This is a genomic window from Maribacter dokdonensis DSW-8 (assembly GCF_001447995.1).
GTDB lineage: Bacteria > Bacteroidota > Bacteroidia > Flavobacteriales > Flavobacteriaceae > Maribacter > Maribacter dokdonensis.
Genome location: NZ_LDPE01000002.1, coordinates 740,326 through 757,058, shown reverse-complemented (window position 1 = coordinate 757,058; position 16,733 = coordinate 740,326). Strand labels below are relative to the sequence as shown.

At 35.0% G+C, this 16,733-nt stretch carries 15 protein-coding genes; 9 read left to right on the top strand and 6 right to left on the bottom strand.

Annotated elements, in window-relative coordinates:
* Positions 1-16: 16 nt before the first annotated feature.
* From I600_RS12915 to I600_RS12895, 5 genes are all read left to right on the top strand, one after another.
* A complete protein-coding gene (locus I600_RS12915) occupies positions 17-2,854 on the top strand; it encodes a TonB-dependent receptor (RefSeq protein ID WP_058104943.1) in 2,838 nt (945 codons plus the stop codon).
* Between the two features lie 147 nt (positions 2,855-3,001).
* Positions 3,002-3,310, top strand: coding sequence for a T9SS type A sorting domain-containing protein (locus tag I600_RS12910; RefSeq protein WP_058104942.1), 309 nt, complete (start codon positions 3,002-3,004; stop codon positions 3,308-3,310).
* Positions 3,311-3,488: 178 nt separating this feature from the next.
* Positions 3,489-3,812 carry a T9SS type A sorting domain-containing protein gene (locus I600_RS12905; RefSeq protein WP_058104941.1) on the top strand — a complete coding sequence of 108 codons (324 nt, stop codon included), beginning with the start codon at positions 3,489-3,491 and terminating at the stop codon, positions 3,810-3,812.
* Positions 3,813-3,885: 73 nt separating this feature from the next.
* Entirely contained in the window at positions 3,886-4,863 is a 978-nt protein-coding gene (locus tag I600_RS12900; protein ID WP_058104940.1) for a LuxE/PaaK family acyltransferase, read from the top strand.
* A 79-nt stretch (positions 4,864-4,942) separates the two neighbouring features.
* Positions 4,943-7,468 (top strand): DUF3857 domain-containing protein, encoded by a 2,526-nt coding sequence (locus I600_RS12895; protein WP_167342566.1) that lies wholly within the window; start codon positions 4,943-4,945, stop codon positions 7,466-7,468.
* A gap of 3 nt (positions 7,469-7,471) precedes the next feature.
* Here I600_RS12895 and I600_RS12890 read toward each other — a convergent pair whose 3' ends face one another.
* From I600_RS12890 to tyrS, 3 genes are all read right to left on the bottom strand, one after another.
* Positions 7,472-7,918: a hypothetical protein gene (locus tag I600_RS12890; RefSeq protein WP_058104938.1), complete on the bottom strand. Its 447-nt coding sequence runs from the start codon at positions 7,916-7,918 to the stop codon at positions 7,472-7,474.
* A 72-nt stretch (positions 7,919-7,990) separates the two neighbouring features.
* The gene (locus I600_RS12885; RefSeq protein ID WP_058104937.1) at positions 7,991-8,524 is read right to left on the bottom strand and encodes a hypothetical protein; all 534 of its coding nucleotides are present in this window, start codon (positions 8,522-8,524) and stop codon (positions 7,991-7,993) included.
* A gap of 100 nt (positions 8,525-8,624) precedes the next feature.
* Positions 8,625-9,920, bottom strand: coding sequence for a tyrosine--tRNA ligase (gene tyrS / locus I600_RS12880; protein ID WP_058104936.1), 1,296 nt, complete (start codon positions 9,918-9,920; stop codon positions 8,625-8,627).
* Positions 9,921-10,024: 104 nt separating this feature from the next.
* Here tyrS and I600_RS12875 point away from each other — a divergent pair, with 104 nt between their 5' ends.
* Complete coding sequence (locus tag I600_RS12875; RefSeq protein WP_058104935.1) at positions 10,025-11,032, top strand: NAD-dependent epimerase/dehydratase family protein; 1,008 nt, start codon at positions 10,025-10,027, stop codon at positions 11,030-11,032.
* On the opposite strand, the gene I600_RS12870 is transcribed toward I600_RS12875, so the two are convergent.
* Genes I600_RS12870 through I600_RS12860 form a run of 3 tightly spaced genes read right to left on the bottom strand, consistent with a single transcriptional unit; the run spans position 11,013 to position 13,512 of the window.
* On the bottom strand, positions 11,013-11,447 hold the full coding sequence (locus tag I600_RS12870; RefSeq protein ID WP_058104934.1) for a DUF4296 domain-containing protein: 435 nt from the start codon (positions 11,445-11,447) through the stop codon (positions 11,013-11,015). The two genes, I600_RS12875 and I600_RS12870, sit on opposite strands and share 20 nt — an antisense overlap.
* The gene (locus I600_RS12865; RefSeq protein ID WP_058104933.1) at positions 11,444-12,781 is read right to left on the bottom strand and encodes a dihydroorotase; all 1,338 of its coding nucleotides are present in this window, start codon (positions 12,779-12,781) and stop codon (positions 11,444-11,446) included. The genes I600_RS12870 and I600_RS12865 overlap by 4 nt, the downstream gene beginning before the upstream one ends.
* Positions 12,782-12,783: 2 nt before the next feature.
* Positions 12,784-13,512, bottom strand: coding sequence for a polyprenol monophosphomannose synthase (locus I600_RS12860; RefSeq protein WP_058104932.1), 729 nt, complete (start codon positions 13,510-13,512; stop codon positions 12,784-12,786).
* A 135-nt stretch (positions 13,513-13,647) separates the two neighbouring features.
* On the opposite strand from I600_RS12860, the gene I600_RS12855 reads away from it, so the two are divergent.
* The 3 genes from I600_RS12855 to I600_RS12845 are packed head-to-tail and all read left to right on the top strand — an operon-like array spanning position 13,648 to position 16,726.
* Positions 13,648-15,321, top strand: coding sequence for an ArnT family glycosyltransferase (locus tag I600_RS12855; RefSeq protein ID WP_058105134.1), 1,674 nt, complete (start codon positions 13,648-13,650; stop codon positions 15,319-15,321).
* Entirely contained in the window at positions 15,321-15,974 is a 654-nt protein-coding gene (locus I600_RS12850; RefSeq protein ID WP_058104931.1) for a DUF4271 domain-containing protein, read from the top strand. Before I600_RS12855 ends, I600_RS12850 begins: the two co-directional genes overlap by 1 nt.
* 8 nt (positions 15,975-15,982) lie before the next feature.
* Positions 15,983-16,726: a uroporphyrinogen-III synthase gene (locus tag I600_RS12845; RefSeq protein WP_058104930.1), complete on the top strand. Its 744-nt coding sequence runs from the start codon at positions 15,983-15,985 to the stop codon at positions 16,724-16,726.
* Positions 16,727-16,733: the final 7 nt, after the last annotated feature.

The window sequence follows — 16,733 nt, the reverse complement described above, 5'->3', positions numbered from 1 at the left end:
TTTCAATTCATTACTTATGAAACTCAAGTTATTATTAATTTTACTGACCATCTTTTCCGCTCAAATTATATCTGCACAAGAAGGTATAATATCAGGAACTGTGAATGACGGTGAATTTAATGACGTCTTACCTTTTGCCAATATTCTTATTAAAGGAACAACAAAAGGAACTACATCAGATTTTGATGGAAAATATGTTCTAGATGTAGAGCCAGGCACCTATACCGTTACTTTTTCTTATCTAGGTTACGAAACCAAGGAGGTAGCAGAGGTTATAGTTAAACCCGGTGCCGAACAAATTATAGATATTACATTGAATCCACTTGCAAACGCATTGGATGAGGTTGTTGTTACTACAACCGTTAGTAAGAATACAGAAGCTTCCGTTTTAAATCTACAAAAGAATTCGGTAGCACTTTTAGATGGCTTATCCATTCAAAGTATTAAAAAATCTGGTGCAGGTGATATTGCCAGTGCCATAAAAGCAGTACCTGGCGTTTCTGTTCAAGGAGGTAAATTTGTTTACGTACGTGGATTGGGCGACCGTTACACCAAATCTATTTTGAACGGTGTTGATGTTCCTGGTCTTGATCCAGATAGAAACACATTGCAATTAGATATCTTCCCAACTAATATTCTTGATAATATTATTGTTGTTAAATCGGCAACTGCTGACCAACCTGCAGATTTCACAGGTGGTGTAGTTGATATCGTCACTAAAGATTTTCCATCTAGAGCAGAGTATAGTTTTTCTGCAGGCTTGGGCTATAACTCTAGCATGCATTTTAAAAACAACTATTTAAAATATGATGGTAGCCCAACAGATGCATTAGGTTTTGATAATGGTCAAAGAGATTTGGCAATACCACAACATATTGAAACCCCTTTACCTGTTACAGACGGTAATAGATCAGCTGCATTGACAAGATTATTGGAGCCTAACCTAAAGGCACTTGAAGAACAGAGCGGCATGGACTTCAACTTAGGCTTTACTGCTGGCAATCAATACAACCTTAATGAAGATGGTAGTAAAAAATTAGGCTACTTAGCTTCACTAACCTATAAAAACAATACCGAATTTTACGAGGACATTGTTAGTGGACAGGTTTTTAGAAAACAAGATCAAGATAAATCTGTACTTGAATTGACCGATGATAGAACACAGTCAGGAAACTTAGGTGTTAATAATGTACTAATCAGTGGTCTTGCAGGAATTTCATTAAAAAGCCTACAATCTAAATACAAATTAAACGTACTTCATATTCAAAATGGAGAATCTAGCGCTTCTTACCTTAGGCAAGATAACTTTAATGTTAACTCTAATACCATTTTCAAAGATGTATTAACTTATACTCAACGATCTATCACCAATATTTTATTAAATGGTGAGCACACAAATGAAGACGGTTCTTGGAAAGTATCTTGGAAGGTATCACCAACTTTTTCAAAAATTTACGATAAGGATCTTAGGACTACACCTTTTAGATTTGATCCTGAAACGGGTAGTTATACCATTTCACCAAGTGAATCTGGAGACCCAAGTAGAATTTGGAGAGATCTAGAAGAATACAATGTTGCCAGTAAGTTAGACTTAACCCGAAAGCATCAATTATTTGGTAGAGATGCAAAGCTTAAATTTGGTGGTGCATATACTATTAAAGAAAGAGATTTTGTAGTTAACCAATTTTCCACCCCAATTCAATCGCAATCAGGTAATTACAGCCTTAACTTTGGAGGTAATGCAGATTTAGTTTTAGCTCCTGAGAATATTTATAACCCTGAAACAAGAGAAGGAACATATGTTAGACGTGATTCTAACATTTCCGACTCTTTCAACTCACAGATTACAGTTGGGGCAGGGTATGTTGGTGACGAATTTAAATTTTCCGACCGTTTCAACGCTATTGTCGGTGTAAGGTTTGAAAAATTCGACCTTAATTACACAGGTGAAAATCAAGATGGTGAAGTTTTTGATAATGTAAATATTCTAGACAAAGCTGACTTTTTTCCTTCTGCTAATTTCATATACGAATTAAACGAAGAGGCAAATAAGAAAATTAGAGCATCTTTCTCTAGTACTACAGCAAGACCTTCCTTTAAAGAAGCTTCAAATGCCCAAATCTTTGACCCGGTTTCAAGTACATTCTTTATCGGTAATATTGATATTCAACCAACTTATATCAATAACTATGATATTAGATTTGAAGCTTACGGTGAAGGAACAAACTTTTTTGCCATTAGTGGTTTTGCCAAAACTTTTGACGACCCTATTGAACTAACTTTTATCAGGGAGGCAAGAGGTCAGTTTATTCCCTTAAACTTAGGTGATGCAAAAGTATTTGGTGCCGAAGTTGAGTTCAGAAGAAATATGGGCTTTATACCGGGATGGGAAGATTTTTCTTTTAATGCTAACATTTCGGTTATTGAATCACAACAATCGTATAGCGAAGATGAAGAGGCAGCAAGACGTGACAACCTTAGAACTGGCGAAACACTGGATGATTATAGACAATTACAAGGACAATCTCCCCTTTTATTAAATGTAGGCTTCAGCTATGACAATAACGACAATGGCTGGCAAGGTGGTCTTGTCTATAATGTTCAAGGTAAAACATTAGAAATTGTTGGTAACGGTGATATCCCAGATGTGTACACATTACCATTTCACAATTTAAAATTTAATTTAAGCAAAGAATTTGGCAAGGACAACAGCAGCAAAATATCATTGAAGTTCGAAAATATTTTAAATGATAAATTTGAAAGTGTTTATCAGTCATTTGGCGCCCAAGATCAAATATTTTCTTCAAGATATCCTGGTCAAGCGATATCTTTAGGTTACAGCTACCAATTCTAAAACATAATAAGAGTAAAATTAAAAAGCCCGCAAATTGCGGGCTTTTTTGCATTTCATCGAAAAATTTAGAAGAAAGGGTCTACCACATTGACATTCAGTCATCAATATTTATATATTTGTGGTATACAATTTGTATTGTAGTAGCGTATGAAGCACCTTTACCTAATCATCTTTTTTATATTCACTTCCTTCTGCTATGGGCAAAGTACCCAAAGCAATGGTGATATAGGTGGTTTTACCATGTACCCAAACCCGGTTACCACAGGTAAAGTTTACATTTCTACCAATCTCAACGCTCCAAAAGAAATTTTCATATATGACGTTTTTGGAACCTTGTTATTAAAAACGACCATCCTAGGCAAGGAGTTAAATCTATCTGATTTAGATGCGGGCGTTTATGTATTACGTGTTCTTGAAAAGGACAAAATGTGTACACGTAAGTTGATCGTAAAGTAAACTTAGCCCCTACTATCCACAACTTTTCTAACAAATCACCATCGGTTAAATACACATATTTACGATGAAATGCAAAGGCTATTTCATTGACCTACATAAAATTAGCTTTCACAACATTTTCAGTGTACCAGTTACACTTCTATCTACATTTGTAGTGTTGATCCCAAATCAATACAAAATGAAGAAAATCTACTTAATGCTATTTATGGTAGTCTCCGTTGGTTTATATGCCCAAGACACCATAGACATCAACAACTTGGACAATGATGAAATTACCGGATTCAAATTATACCCAAATCCGGCAATTGCAGATGTTGTTTATGTTACTACGCAACAGAACTCTTTAAAGGAAATTAGAGTATATGATGTTTTTGGCGAATTAGTTTTGACCGATAAACTATCTGCCAAAGCATTGAATATTTCAAGACTTTCACCAGGCGTATATGTTGTTCAAGTGACCGAAAACAACAAATCTATTACCCGTAAACTCGTGGTGAAATAAAAGCTTACTTAATTACGGTACAAATACATAAAAATAATTTGGTTCAGTACCTTTGTCCCCATAGGCAAGAACCATGGAACACAATGCTATTTTTGACATACGCACGGCAGATGATTTTTTACATCATGCATTGCGTATTTTTAAGTTTCAATACACGAATAACCCAGTGTACAAAGCTTTTTGCTCCTATTTAAATACAGACCCCAATGCTGTTCAAACTTTAGAACAGATTCCGTTTTTGCCCATTGAGTTTTTCAAATCTAAAAGTGTTCTCAGCTCAACTGATGCTGCAGAAATAACCTTTACCAGTAGTGGTACTACAGGAAGTGAAACAAGTAAACATCATGTTACCGATCTTAGTCTATATGAAGAAAGCTATTTAAAGGCATTCAATCATTTTTATGGTGATATTGAAGATTATTGTGTGCTTGCCCTTTTACCTTCTTATTTGGAACGTACTGGATCTTCACTGATCTATATGGCAGATGATTTGATCAAAAAATCAAAGCACCCAAAAAGTGGCTTTTTTCTAAATGAATATGAACAGCTTTATAAGCTACTAGTAGAACTACAAAAAACAGATACCAAAATATTGATCATAGGGGTATCTTTTGCTTTACTGGAGTTTACAGAGCAGTATCAATTAGACTTAAAGAATGCAGTAGTAATGGAAACCGGAGGCATGAAAGGTCGCCGAAAAGAAATTGTGAGACAAGAATTACATGAACTACTTTCTAAAGGTTTTGGTGTACCACACATACATTCTGAATATGGAATGACAGAACTACTTTCTCAAGCCTACTCTAAAGGTAACGGTGTTTTTGATTGCCCTTCTTGGATGAAAATTTTGGTAAGGGACACTGAAGACCCGCTTACGTATTTAAAGAACGGTAAATCTGGCGGAATCAATGTTATTGACCTTGCCAATATCAATTCTTGCTCGTTCATTGCCACACAAGACCTTGGAAAAATCAATCATGATGGTACTTTTGAAATAATCGGTAGGTTTGATAATAGTGATGTACGTGGCTGTAACCTTATGGTGCTTTAATTGTTCAAATAATTTTTAATTATACGTTTTATAAAACCCAAACGTTGTGTATTAACATATTTACGGTAAATAAATGTTAATGCGCCTTTATACTTATCTCTTCATACATCTAATATTCAGCATTACTATTAATGCACAAAAAGTAAAAAAAACACCTCTTCCAAATTGGGTAACCCCAATTATATACCAAGAAGAAAAAGAACCTAATAATGAGGGTGCTTACAAATATCTGGTTTTAGATTATCAGGATAATCTAGTTCAAAAAGAGCAATTTATACATTATGCGGTTAAAATTTTAAACAATGAAGGCATTCAAGAAATGTCTGACATAAATGCTGTTTTTGACCCTGCATATCAAACTATAGCTTTTCACAAAATACAAGTTATTCGTAATGGTGAAAAAATAGATAAGCTACAAAACGCAACTATTAATACTTTCCAAAGAGAGACCAATTTAGAGCGCTCATTATATGATGGTTCCTTAACTGCGGTAATTAATCTATCGGACATAAGAGTTGGTGATATCGTTGAATATGCTTACACCTTAAAAGGTTACAACCCTATTAACAAAGGAAATTACGCTAATTTAGTTTACGAGGAATACACTATACCCGTCAATAAAATATACAGTAAGATCTTAACAGATAAAAACAACCCAATATTTTATAAATTATTAAATGGGGCCAATGAGCCTAAAATTGAACATACCAGTTTTGGGACAGAATATTCCTGGGAAAACAATAGCAATGAATTTGTAATTTACGATAGCAATACCCCGTATTGGTATAACGTGCAAAAAAGAATTTCCATTTCAACTTTTAATAGCTGGAAAGATGTTTCTGAATTGCTAACACCGCATTACCAAATACCAAGGACGCCATTAAAACTGCCTATTACAATTGACAAAAACTTAGATTCTAAACAAGATGTCATTGTAAAGCTAATCAGGTTTGTACAAGATGAGATTAGATATTTAGGTTTTGAGGCCGGTGTAGGTGCATTTAAACCGCACAAACCATATGATGTATTGAACCGCAGGTACGGTGATTGTAAAGACAAATCAATACTATTATCTACATTACTGCAACAACAAGGAGTGGACGCTTATCCAATCTTAGTTGACAGTGGATCAAATGAACATTTAAATGAATATGCTCCTAACCACTTTATTTTTGATCATTGTATCGTCTATTTTGAACACGATGACAAAGAGTATTTTGTAGACCCTACAATAGCAAACCAAGGCGGAGACCTTTATCGACTTTCCACGCCTAATTATAAATTTGGATTGGTATTAAAAGAAGGTAGTAACCAACTTAAAGAAATACCTAATTCTACGAAACCAAAGATCCATATAGTAGAAGATATTACATTGGATTCTATAGGCGGCAATGCAAAATTTGATGTTAAAACTGAATATTTTGGTAGTAAAGCCGACGAGATAAGATCATACTTTAAAAATAATACCGAACAAAACATCAATAAAGAATACTTAAGTTTTTATAGTAACCTTTACCCTAATATAAGTTCTAGCGGCAAGGTGAGCATATTAGACGAAACAAGACCTTATGAAAATATAGTTACAACAAATGAGCATTATTCCATTGAAAAATTATGGAACACAATTGAGGGAGAAGAAACCATTTATTTCGACACCAATTCTTTGGTGTTAGATGGTTTAGTTAGTTACAACAATTCATTAAAGAGAAATATGCCCTACAATGCCGGCATACCATTTAGCTTTACCCAAGTAACCCGTATTTTAATGCCAGAACCTTGGTACATAGATTTAAAAGACATTGTAATAGATAATGATTTTTATAGCTTTAAGAAAAGTATTAATGTTAACGGTAATATGGTCACTATAGATTATAGTTATGAACTAAAAACAGATATAGTACCCGCAAAAGAAACCGAGACATTTTTGAAAGGCCTTGACAAGGTAAGAGAAGATATTGGCACTCAATTAACCTATACCTATAACACTGCCACATCTGGCATTAGCTGGCTTTCAGTTTTCATAGCAATTTCGGCTATTGCAATAAGCATGTTTTTTGCATTTAAAATTTTCAAAAATTTCAACCCAAATAATGAAATTGCAGCTTTACCTGCACAACCATTTGGCGGGTGGTTAATTTTGCCCATTATCGGTATAGTTCTTACTCCAATTCTCATCTTAGCTCAAATATTTGACACCGGATATTTTAACAATAGTATCTGGGAAGGCTTTGAATATGCTGGTTATGACAATGTAGGCTTTTTAAAGTTGTATTTAGGTATGGAACTTTTTTACAACTTTACATTTTTAGTATTCGTAATCCTTACTATAATTCTGCTATTTAAAAAACGAACCTGTACACCAATTATGATGAGGATTTTCTACGGTTGCAACCTAGTTATCATTTTATTGGAAAGTTTTTTATTGAATCAATTTGGTATACCGGACCCAACTGTTGGTTCTGATATTTTTAGGGCTGCATTATCTGCCGCTATTTGGATACCATATTTTCTATATTCTGATCGGGTCAAACATACTTTTGTTACAACTTACAACAAAAGCAAATCCATAACAGCAGAATCATTCATTAAAAATACTGTGCAATAACAATTATTTGACCAGTTGATAATCTAACCCAGGACCATCACAGACCATCCATAAACTAGAAATTTCAGTTGAACTTCTGTAGATCAGTATTTCTTTATTATCGCCCGTACAGTTACCGGCTAACTCTTTCCCTGTTTCAAAGGTGAGTTCTAAATAATGATTTGGATCGTCATCGTATTCTAAAACCTCAATACTTCCGGTTGCCTCCATTACTTCTTCTTCCACAGTTCTAGATTTTACAAAAGTACCTTCTGGAGAGAAAATATAATATTCTTGCCACTCCATATCCTCGCCCTTAGTTTCAGAATTTTGGAAACTTCCGGACATTTGTGTCAACACCCATTTTTGTTCTGAAAACACAAATTGTGTAGATGCTAAACCATAATCATCATCACTGGCACAAGAAGCCAATGTAACTATTAACAAAATATAAATTGTATAATTTCTCATAGCACCAAGACTTGTAAGTAATTACAAGATACCCTAGTGTCCATAACGTTGCGTTAAGGCAATCTTAAATTATTAAAGACCTAAAATTTTGGCGTCTACAAAGAACGTAGAGTTCACCTCCAATTCATGATCGGTACTCATTAATTCATCGGTTACAGTATTTAACCTTAGACTGAATTGATCTTTCTTGATATACTCTTTTAAATCAGCATCAGAGGTATCTAATGTTATTACATTGCCTGCATCTTCAGGCACTTCTTCTAAGTAAGCTATTCTAATTTCTTCTAGGTCATCTGCCGAAATATAAACCTCTATAGAGTTTAAAAAACTAAAATCTGCAGTATCAGGAGAGATGACCACCAATTCTAACTCGGTGAGCTTAATTTCCTCTATGAGATCTTTTCTAGTATCGTTTACTTCAAAAGTAGATTCTGAGTTCGTTTCCATTTCTGGCGTAAAAACATCAAAAGGTAAATCTATGCCCGCAGAAGATGGTATGGTAGCACGTTGACTATATTCCATGTCAAACTTTGTAAGTTCATCTAATTTGTCACATGAAGAAAAAATGGCAAATAAACAGATAATGGAAATATACTTCTTGATCATAATTCAGGGGTTTATGCTTATTAACGAAGTATCCCCTTAATTATTTTAATAACTAAGGGGATACTTAAAGAATTATTCCATGCCAAAAAACGTTTTCATTTTAGTCATTGAAAACCAGTACAAAATAATTTTTCTTTCCTCTTTGTAAAAGCACAAATTTATTATTGATCAAATCATCTTCAGTAATTAAAAAGTCTTCTTTAACCTTCTCTTTGTTTACCGAAATAGAATTTTGTTTCAATTCTCTTCTTGCTTCACCATTTGACCCCAGGAAGTTTGTTTTAGCAGCCAATGCACCTATCATATCCAATCCGTCTGCCAACTCAGATTTAGAAAGTTCCGCTTGCGGTACACCTTCAAATATATCCAAAAACGTTTTTTCGTTCAGCCCCTTTAAATCCGATGCCGTAGATTTACCGAACAGAATTTGACTGGCCCTTACCGCATTATCAAGATCATCTTGGGAGTGTACCATTACGGTAATTTCATCTGCCAATCTCTTTTGAAGTAATCTTAAATGTGGTGCTTCTTTATGCTGCTCAATTAATTCCTCTATTTCTTGTTGACCTAAGAAAGTAAATATTTTAATGTACTTATCCGCATCCTCATCTGAGGTATTCAACCAATATTGGTAAAATTTATAAGGTGATGTTCTTTCCGCATCTAACCATACATTACCGCCTTCCGTTTTACCGAATTTAGTACCGTCTGCCTTTGTAATCAACGGACAGGTTAAGGCATACCCCTTACCACCGGCAATTCTTCTAATTAATTCCGTACCCGTGGTTATATTGCCCCACTGATCACTACCGCCCATTTGAAGGCTGCAGTTATGCTCTTTATACAAGTGAAGAAAATCATACCCTTGTACCAATTGATAAGTAAATTCCGTAAAGGACATGCCTTCTTTTGATTCTGCTGAAAGACGTTTCTTTACAGAGTCTTTAGACATCATATAATTTACGGTAATATGCTTACCGACATCTCTAATGAATTCCAAGAACGAGAAGTTCTTCATCCAATCATAGTTATTGACCAATACCGCAGCGTTTTCTTCGTCTCCTGAAAAATCCAAGAAACGAGATAATTGCTCTTTTAATGCCTCTTGATTATGACGTAGCGTTTTCTCATCAAGCAAATTACGTTCTGCAGATTTACCAGATGGATCACCGATCATACCCGTAGCGCCGCCGATCAATGCATAAGGTTTGTGCCCTGCCAATTGAAAATGACGTAACATCATTACGCCCACCAAATGACCTATATGTAAAGAATCTGCCGTTGGGTCAATACCCACATAAGCAGACTGCATATCTTCCAATAAATGTTCTTCTGTTCCTGGCATTGCATCATGCAACATACCGCGCCACTGTAATTCTTTGACAAAATTTGTCATTTCTTGCTTAATTTTAATTGAACTGCAAATATAAATGGAATTCTTGCCAGTACACAGAAGTTTAAAGCATGAATTTATCCACCTGTATTTCCTAAATTTGAATTATGGTATTAGTCACAGGAGGCACAGGTTTGGTGGGGTCGCATTTGCTACTGAAATTGACAAGGGAAAATATTGCGGTCAGGGCTTTATATAGATCTGCGGACAAACTTTCTCAAGTAAAAAAAATCTTTAGTTATTACACGGATGATTCCCTTTCCCTTTTCAACCAAATTGAATGGATCCAGGGCGATATTTTAGATATCCCCTCTTTAGAAAATGCAATTGAAAATATCACCCAAGTATATCATTGTGCCGCATTCATTTCTTTTGACCCTTCTGATTTCAAAAAATTGGAACGAGTTAATAGAGAAGGTACCGCCAATATTGTAAACATTTGTATTGCTGCGGGTATCAACAAGCTATGCCACGTAAGTACCATAGGCACTATTGGAAGAACACTCAATGGAGAAACCGCAACCGAAGAAACCGATTGGACCCGACAAAATGCCAACCCTTATGCCATTACAAAACACCTTGCAGAAATGGAAGTATGGCGCGGCGCCCAAGAAAATTTAAATGTGGTCATTGTAAACCCCGGCGTAATTCTTGGTCCGGGATTTTGGGATTCCGGCAGCGGTTCTTTTTTCAAAACAGCATCTAAAGGCTATAACTACTACCCTCCTGGAGGTTCTGGTTTTATTAGCGTTACAGATGTTGTAACAATAATGACGACTTTAATGAATTCTAATATTCATAGTGAGCGTTATATTCTAGTGGCCGAAAACCTTTCTTATAAAGACATACTGCATAAAATTGCTTTGACCATGGGAAAAAGACCTCCCACAAAACCATTTAAGTTTTGGCAATTGAATATTGGAAGAATACTGGATAAATTAAAAACAATATTTACCGGTAGCAACAGAACCATCACTAAAAATACCATTTACGGTTTAAAACACCCTAGTATTTTCAACAACTCAAAAATTAAACAGGTCATAAAAACCGATTTTGAGAGCTTGGACGAGCAGATTACTTTTTCATCAAAGCTATTTATTGCTGAACACTCTTGATCAACGTTGAGTCTTTCTCTTTAAGGTCAATATTTTTTTTAACCTTCTCAGCCTGGTTCATACTGTCACGTACTTTTTTTTCTGCTTCCAATTTTAATCGTTGCTCTTCCAATTCTTTTTCCACTTGTTTGTACATAGTTTCATAAACCAGTGGTTTAGATGCGTAATATCTGTCGCTATTTACAAATTGTGCACTATCGATCTCATACTTTTTAAAGATATAAGACGTTGGATCTACACCGTTTTCCCTTAACTTACTAAGATTTGTAGCTTTACCGGCATTAACAATGGCCATATCTTTAATTATGGTGACCATTTTATCTTCTGATATTAAATTATCCGGTTTTTCAATAAGTTCCTCCGCGCAAGAAGAAAATAACAACACCGCCAGCGTTAGAAATAGAAACTGTTTCATGATCTGTTGAATGTAAGTCTTTTTGCATTTCGTTTTTCAGAAAACACACCATTGCTATATCCTAAATGACCGTTGATAAAAGTATGTACCACTTTAGATGAGAACGTAGTATCCTCAAAAGGAGACCATTTACATTTATAAGCGATATTTTCTTTACTTACCGTCCAAGGGCTATTCAAATTGGCTACTACCAAATCTGCATAATAGCCTTCACGAATGTACCCTCGTTTTTCTATCTGAAACAATATTGCAGGATTATGGCACATTTTCTGTACCATTTTTTCTAAGGTAATGGTACCGTCCTTGACCTTTTCAAGCATTGCGTTCAAGGCATGTTGTACCAATGGTCCGCCAGAAGGTGCCTTAGTATAAACATTTTTTTTCTCTTCTAATAAATGAGGTGCGTGATCTGTTGCAATTACGTCTATTCTATCATCTAACAAGGCATTCCAGAGCATATCACGATCCTTAGCAGTTTTAACCGCCGGATTCCACTTGATCAGTGTTCCTTTATTTGCATAATCAGCATCTGAGAACCAAAGATGATGTATACATACTTCTGCCGTAATTTTCTTTTGCCCTAACGGAATATCGTTACGGAACAGATCAGTTTCCTTTCCGGTAGACAAATGAAACACATGCAACCTTGCCCCTGTTTTTTTAGCTAATGCAATTGCTCTTGATGAAGACAAATAACATGCTTCTTCACTTCGTATAATAGGGTGCATCTCTACCGGAATATCATCACCGTACTCCGCTTTGTACTTCGCAAGATTTTCACGTATGGTCGTTTCATCTTCACAATGTGCAGAAATGACCATCTCTGTATTACTGAATATGTTTTCAATGACTTTTTCATCATCTACCAACATATTGCCCGTTGAAGAGCCTAAGAACAACTTTATCCCCGAACAGGCATTTTTATCAAGTCTTTTTAATTCCTCTAAATTATCATTGGTTCCCCCAAATAGAAAAGAATAATTTGCAAACGCCGAGTTTGATGCAGTTGCGAACTTTTCTTCCAATTTTTCTATGGTAGTTGTTTGCGGCGTAGTATTGGGTTGCTCCATAAACGTAGTTATACCACCAGCAAGTGCCGCTCTACTTTCTGTTGCTATAGTTCCCTTATGGGTAAGGCCCGGTTCTCTAAAATGTACCTGATCATCTATGACCCCCGGTAAAATATGCATACCGGCAACATCTATGACCTCTGCATCCGCATCAGAAATATCATCGGCTATTTTTGAAATTACATCATCAACTATTAGAATATCTTTTTCCTGTACTATTCCCTCATTAACAATTGTACCGTTCTTCAATACTATTTTACCCATATTTAAAACTTATTTTTCAGAAATAAACTTCTCATTTTCATTATAAACACTCCCCAAATCGCTTCACTAATGATTGACGAGCTCATTTTTGATTTTCCCAATACCCGATCTCTAAAAATAATGGAAACTTCTTCTATCTTAAAATGTTTTAAGTACGCCCTAAATTTCATTTCTATTTGAAATGCGTAGCCTACAAAACGAACCGAGTCTAGGTTAATAGCTTCTAACACCTCTCTCCTATAGCAAACAAAACCCGCTGTTGGATCATCTACCCGCATACCGGTTACCAATTTTACATAAATTGATGCACCATAGGATAACAACACCCTATACAAAGGCCAGTTCACCACATTCACCCCTTTTTTATAACGAGACCCCACTGCAAGATCCGCCCCGTTCTCACAAGCCTTTAAAAGCCTTAACAAGTCTGATGGAGTGTGCGAGAAATCCGCATCCATCTCAAAAATATAATCGTAGCCTTTTGCTATTGCCCATTTAAAACCGTGAATATAAGCAGTACCTAAACCAGATTTCTCCAATCTAGTTTCTAAAAAGAGTCTTCCTTTAAACTCTTCTTGCAGTCCACGAACGCAATCTCCTGTTTTATCTGGCGAATTATCATCTACTATAAGTACATGAAACTCTTTCTGCAACACAAATACAGCCCTAATTATAGCCTCTACATTTTCTATTTCATTATAAGTAGGTATGATTACTATACTACTGGACATAAGATAATTCTAGGTGTTTGGACAAAAGTAAGGTTTTAAAAGTCGTCTTAAAATGGCCTACAATATCTTTATGAAATATTTAAACTAGGTAGGTAGTCTTAAATTTGTAATTTTACCACTTAGTACTTTATGCAAATGTTGACTAAAATACCCAAGCAGTTTTATTTTTTTTTGGCTGCAATTTTCATTCTAAACCTTGTTCAATCTAGTTTTACGCAACTCATTTTTGATGAAGCTTACTACTGGTATTACAGCCAAAAAATGGCATGGGGCTATTTTGATCATCCACCCATGGTGGCCCTACTGGTAAAACTCAGCAGTTTCTTTTTTAATGGTGAGCTTGGCGTACGCTTTATGAGCTGCATTCTTTCTGCCGTCAATATTATTCTACTGTGGTTAATGATAGGTAATCCAAAAAAGAACGATTACATTACCCACTATTTTGTTCTGGTTTTTTCCATGACACTGCTAAATGCCTACGGTTTTTTCACCCTACCAGATACGCCTCTCTTATTTTTTACAAGTTGTTTTTTGTTGACATATAAGCATTTCATCAAAAAAAACACTTGGGGCCTGGCCATTTTAATGGGTGTTTTTATGGCCGCGTTAATGTACAGTAAGTATCATGCCGTTTTGGTAATTTTCTTTGTGCTATTATCAAACCTAAAACTTACTACCAACAAATATGCTTGGTTAGCGGTCATAGTTGCATTAGGTTGTTATGCCCCTCATTTTTACTGGCTTTATGAAAATGATTTTGTATCCATTAAATATCATTTATACGAACGCCCCAATGCGGCTTATAGTTTTGAAAAATACACTTTAGGTTTTCTCGTAAACTTGGTTGCTATCTTTGGTCTAACTTTTCCTTTTATCTATAAGGCACTTTTTAAAACCAAAGGCAACGATCTCTTTAATAAAGCCCTAATATATCTTACTTACGGAGTTTTGATTTTCTTCTTTATTTCTAGCTTCAATAGAAGAGTACAAACACAATGGATCATCATTGTCTGTATACCTCTTGTAGTTATTGCTTTTAACTACATGCTACAAAACAAACAAGCCTTAACTTGGATTTTTAGATTAGGACTCATCAATACCGTTTTAATACTTTATTTGAGAATGGGACTTGCCTACCAGCCCTTGCTCTTTAATTTCTATTATGAAAGCCACGGCAATAAAGAATGGGCAAAAGCCATTGAAGATGAGGTTGGTAACATACCGGTAGTGTTTGAAAACTCGTACAGAAACGCCCCCATGTATTCATTTTATACAAATGGCACACCTACGTTTTCCTTAAACAACTTTATGTACCGTAAAAACCAATATTCTATAAACGATACAGAAGAGCAAGTGCGCGGTAAAGATGTTGCCTATGTTTCTAAATATTTAAACAACCCTGCATTTACCTATACAAGGGAGGATGGCGGACTCTACAAAGGTAAATACATTTCTAACTTTCAATCATACCGCAAATTAGATTGTATAATTGAGGATGATGAGGTAAAATTGCATACGGATAAGGCTATGGACCTAAAAGTATATAATCCTTACAAAGAAGACATAGACCTTAAAAAATTGAAATTTGCCGTAACGTTCATGGATAACTATAAACATCCATTAGAAACCTTACGAATATCCCCAGAAACTTTGCTTAATGGCATTACAACTTTGAAAAAGCAAGATACTACGGTATTTAAATTTCAACTACCAAAAACTAAAACAGAAAATATTGGCTACTTTAGGGTTGTGATTTCTGAAAATGACCTTTTATACGGTCTAAACGGAAAACCAATTCCCATAAAATAATGGAACCCATTGCAAGAACATTTGGACAAACCGATTGGATTACCATAACCCTTATGGCTAGTCTCTTGTTCCCTATAATTGCAAAAAGCATCTATTATCCACGTTTTTTAAATTTTATAATACTACCGTTCAACAACAAGTACATTAGCATGTACACCAAGAAAGAAAAACTGTTTAATTGGTTTCATTTTCTAATGAGCGTGTTTCAAGTTATCAATTCTACACTTTTTATTTTTTTTATTTGGCGTTCTTATTTTAATCCTACCGAAGCAAAAAACCCATATATTTTTCCTTTACTACTTGCAGGGGTTTTCTTATTTATTGGTGCAAAAACCATGGCTCAGCTTTTTAACGGATTCATTTTTAATTCATACAATACGTTTAACGAGCTGATATTTAAGAAATTAACTTACTTAAATTATTCCGGAATTATTCTGTTTATAGCCAACGTATTTTTAGCTTATGTTTTTATAGACTCAAAAATTATCATAATCATAGCTTTAATTTTATTTTTAGTTATCAATATAATTGGTTGGATAACAGTTCTGAACAACTATCAAAAATTTATAAGCAGCTATTTTTTCTATTTTATTTTGTACCTTTGCGCACTCGAAATTGCACCCTTAGTTATTATGGGAAGCTTTCTAAAATAGTGCAGCATATGAAAGTAAAAACGATTTTGGTCTCTCAACCTGAGCCAAAAATGGAAAACTCCCCCTATTCCAAGCTTATCGACAAAGAGAAAGTAAAGGTTGATTTTAGACCGTTCATTCATGTAGAAGGAGTTGACGCAAAAACAGTTCGCCAGCAAAAGATAGATCTGAACGATTTTACCGCGATTATCTTAACCAGTAGAAATGCAGTAGATCATTTCTTTAGAATTGCGGATGAAATGCGCTTTAAAGTGCCAGATTCAATGAAATACTTCTGCCAATCTGAAGCGGTTGCCTATTACCTTCAAAAGTACGTGGTCTATAGAAAACGTAAAATATACGTTGGAAAAAGATTATTTGCCGATTTGGTACCATTGATCAAGAAGTACAAAGATGAAAAATTCTTACTTCCTTCTTCTGATGTATTAAAGCCAGATGTGCCCGAAACATTAGAATCTTTAGGCATCAATTGGAAAAGAGCAATTTTTTACAAAACCGTTATAAGCGACTTGTCCGATTTAAGAAATGTTTATTATGACATTTTAGTTTTCTTTAGTCCGTCCGGTATTGAATCTTTACTACAGAACTTTCCAGATTTTGACCAGAAAAATACTAGAATAGCCGTATTTGGAAATTCTACCGTAGATGCTGCAACAGACGCAGGGTTAAGAATAGATATTAAAGCCCCAACGCCAGAAACACCATCTATGACTATGGCGTTACAGAAATATATTATGAGCGTTAACAAATAACGAACTA